3 protein-coding genes and 1 pseudogene are annotated in these 3,571 nt (G+C 64.0%); all 4 read left to right on the top strand.

Going from position 1 to position 3,571, the window contains the following annotated elements; translation table 11 throughout:
• Positions 1-702 (top strand): annotated as a pseudogene (locus EOB49_RS33360) (SDR family oxidoreductase); the annotation flags it as partial.
• A gap of 211 nt (positions 703-913) precedes the next feature.
• Positions 914-1,393: a GNAT family N-acetyltransferase gene (locus tag EOB49_RS33355; protein WP_127383455.1), complete on the top strand. Its 480-nt coding sequence runs from the start codon at positions 914-916 to the stop codon at positions 1,391-1,393.
• A gap of 15 nt (positions 1,394-1,408) precedes the next feature.
• The gene (locus EOB49_RS33350; RefSeq protein WP_127383454.1) at positions 1,409-1,792 is read left to right on the top strand and encodes an ACT domain-containing protein; all 384 of its coding nucleotides are present in this window, start codon (positions 1,409-1,411) and stop codon (positions 1,790-1,792) included.
• A 137-nt stretch (positions 1,793-1,929) separates the two neighbouring features.
• Entirely contained in the window at positions 1,930-3,363 is a 1,434-nt protein-coding gene (locus tag EOB49_RS33345; protein WP_127383453.1) for an aldehyde dehydrogenase family protein, read from the top strand.
• Positions 3,364-3,571 lie beyond the last annotated feature (208 nt).

Below are 3,571 nucleotides of genomic sequence, written 5' to 3'. Positions count from 1 at the left end.
TGGCGCCAGCAGCGGGCTGGGCGAAGCCGCCGCACGGCTTCTGGCCAGGGAGGGCACGAAACTGGTGCTGGGCGCACGCCGCCTCGACCGGTTGCAGGCGCTGGCCGGCGCGCTTTTACTTGGCGAGGGCGCCATCCTTCAGACCGACGTCACCGATGTCGGCCAGTCCGGCATCTGGTCGACCATGCGGTCGAGACGCACGGCCGCGTCGACGTCATGATCAACAATGCCGGCCTGATGCCGCATTCCCCGCTGGAGCGCGGCAAGGTCGAGGACTGGGACCGGATGATCGACGTCAACATCAAGGGCGTGCTCTACGGCATTGCCGCCGCGCTGCCGCACATGAAGACGCAGAAGAGCGGCCACATCATCAACGTATCGTCGGTCGCCGGCCACAAGGTCGGGCCGGGTGGAGCGGTCTATGCCGCGACCAAGCACGCGGTGCGCATCATCTCGGAAGGTCTGCGCCAGGAAGTGAAACCCTACAACGTCCGCACCACCATCATCTCGCCCGGTGCCGTGGCGACCGAGCTGCCGGACAGCGTCACCGAGGCCGATGTCGCCGAAGGCGTGCGCGCGCTCTACGATCGGGTGGCTATCCCCGCCGATTCCTTCGCCAGGACGGTGGTGTTCGCCATGAGCCAGCCTGACGAGGTTGACATCAACGAAATCCTGTTCAGGCCGACGGCGCAGGAATACTGAAGCCGTTGTAGGTGTCTTGACGCGCCGCGCTTCCTGTTCCAGCTTGGCGCCATGTTCGTCCTCGCGCCCACCAAGCGACGCCGCCCCTGCACAGTGCGGAGCGGCAGACTGATTGCGCGACGACAAAGACCGGCAGGATAGACCCGGTTCGTTCGTTTCCAGCCCCGCCCGCGACACCGCCGGCGGGGTTTTTCATATCTGGAGCACTTTGATGACCAACCATTCTTCCATCCGGCTTCGGCCGGCCGTGCCTGCTGACGCCGCCGCGATCCGGGATATCGTTCGTGCCGCCTATGCCAAATGGGTGCCGGTGATCGGCCGCGAGCCGCTGCCTATGCGCGCCGACTATGACAAGGCCGTTGCCGAGCATCCGTTCGATCTCGCCGTCGAGGATGATCGGATCGTCGGGATGATCGAAACCGTGCTGGCCGAGGATCACCTGTGGATCGAGAATGTCTGCGTCGCACCGCAGGCGCAGGGCAGGGGGATCGGCCGGCTGCTGCTGGAGCTGGCCGAGCGCAAGGCGATCGAAGGAGGACGTGCCGAGCTTCGCCTGCTGGCCAATGGCGCCTTCGAGGCGAATGTGTCGCTCTACAAGAGGCAGGGCTATATCGTGGACCGGGAAGAGCCGTTCATGGGCGGCATGACGGTCTATATGAGCAAGAAGCTCGCGGGATCAACGGCGGTCTGAGGAAGGAGTTCGATAATGGCTGCCAGGGTCAGGCTTAAGCAACTCTCAGGGTTTTACGCGGTTTCCCGGCTGGCGGCGGGCGAGACCATTCCCGGTTGGGCGGACGGGCCAGGCTTCGTCAGCATCACAAGGACCGACGACGAGCTTTCGATCGTTTGCCTGCAGGATCGTGTGCCGGATAGTGTCAGGCACGACGGCGACTGGGTTGCCCTCAAGCTCCAGGGGCCGTTTGCCTTCGACGAAACCGGTATCGTGCTGTCGGTCATCAGGCCGTTGTCGGAAAACGCATTGGGTATCTTCGTGGTGTCCACTTTCGATGGCGACCATCTGTTGGTGAAAGCGACGGATCAGGCTGCGGCGAGGCGGTTTCTGGTCGAGGCCGGGCATATTTTGCTGTAGTCCAGCCTCGCTCTGGCTCAATGACTCGCGCACTGGCTCAACCACTTCGGGGGTTGCGTTTGACAGCGGCGTTTGTGCATCGTTATCTCCAGCCAGATATGACGGCCCGGCGCGACGATGCGGCCAAGGAGAAAACCATGTCACACAATCTGCAGTTCTATATCGATGGCGCGTGGGTCGATCCCGTTGTGCCCAACGCTTTCGATGTCATCGATCCCTCGAATGAGGACGCCTTTGCGCAGATTTCGCTCGGCTCCAAGGCCGATGTCGACAAAGCGGTGGCTGCCGCCAAGCGCGCCTTCAACAGCTTTGGTTTCACCGAGGTTGGCGAGCGGCTCGACCTGTTGAACCGCATCATCGCGGTCTACAAGAAGCGCAGTGGCGATCTTGCCGTCGCTGTGTCACGCGAGATGGGCGCGCCGCGCCAGATGGCGTTGGACAGCCAGGTCGGCATCGGTCTTGCGCATCTGCAGAAGATGGCCGACGTGCTGAAGACTTTCGAATTCCGCCACGTCAAGGGCAACCATCTGGTGGTCAAGGAGCCGATCGGCGTCGTCGGGCTGATCACGCCGTGGAACTGGCCGCTCAACCAGATCACCTGCAAGGTCGGCCCGGCGCTTGCTGCCGGCTGCACCATGGTGCTGAAGCCCTCCGAGATCGCGCCGCTCGACGCCATCATCTTCGCCGAAATCCTCGACGAGGCCGGCGTGCCGAAGGGCGTCTTCAACCTCGTCAATGGCGACGGACCGGGCGTCGGCCAGGCGCTGTCCAGCCGTCCTGACATCGACATGATGTCGTTCACCGGTTCAACCCGTGCCGGCATCCTGGTGGCCAAGGCCGCCGCCGACACGGTCAAGCGCGTGCATCAGGAGCTTGGCGGCAAGTCGGCCAACATCCTGTTCGGGGATGTCGACCTCGCAAGCGCCGTCAGCAAGGGCGTCGCCGGCTGCTTCAGCAACAGCGGCCAGTCCTGCAACGCGCCGACGCGCATGTTCGTGCCGCGCGACCGCCATGACGAGGCAGCCGGCTATGCCAAGGCGGCTGCGGAAAAGTTCACCGTCGGCCCCGCCGACGCCGCCGGCACCAAGCTTGGCCCGGTCGTCAGCCAGATCCAGTTCGACAAGATCCAGGACCTGATCCAGGCCGGCATCGATGAAGGTGCGACTCTGGTCGCCGGCGGCCCCGGCCGTCCGGCCGAACTCAACCGCGGCTATTACGTCAGGCCGACGGTGTTCGCCGATGTCACCCACGACATGCGCATCGCGCGCGAGGAGATCTTTGGGCCGGTGCTGGCGATCATGCCCTACGACAGCGTCGACGAGGTGGTCGAGACCGCCAACGACACCGTCTATGGCCTCGCCTCCTACATCCAGGCCAAGGACATGAAGAAGGCGCGCGAAGTGGCGGCGCGCATGCGCACCGGCAATGTCTACATCAACTATCCCCAGTGGGACGCCGGCCTGCCGTTCGGCGGCTACAAGCAGTCGGGCAATGGCCGCGAATATGCCGAATACGGGCTCGAGGATTTTTTGGAGATCAAGGGCATCGCGGGGTATGAGGCGGCGGAGTAAAATTGGTCAGGGCGCGCCACGATATGTGGCGCGCTGTCCGTCCGGTATCGCCGAGGTCAGCGCCGCCCCTCATTGCCCTGCCGGGCATTTCTCCCCGTATAGGACGGGGAGAAAGACGCCGTCATGGACGGTTTCGCCAATAGGCGCCAGCGATGCGGCCATCTCCCTTCTCCCCGTCAGTATACGGGGAGAAGGTGCCGGCAGGCGG

It is taken from the genome of Mesorhizobium sp. M7A.F.Ca.MR.148.00.0.0, assembly GCF_003997735.1.
Lineage (GTDB): Bacteria > Pseudomonadota > Alphaproteobacteria > Rhizobiales > Rhizobiaceae > Mesorhizobium.
This window is presented reverse-complemented; position numbering and strand designations above follow the sequence as displayed.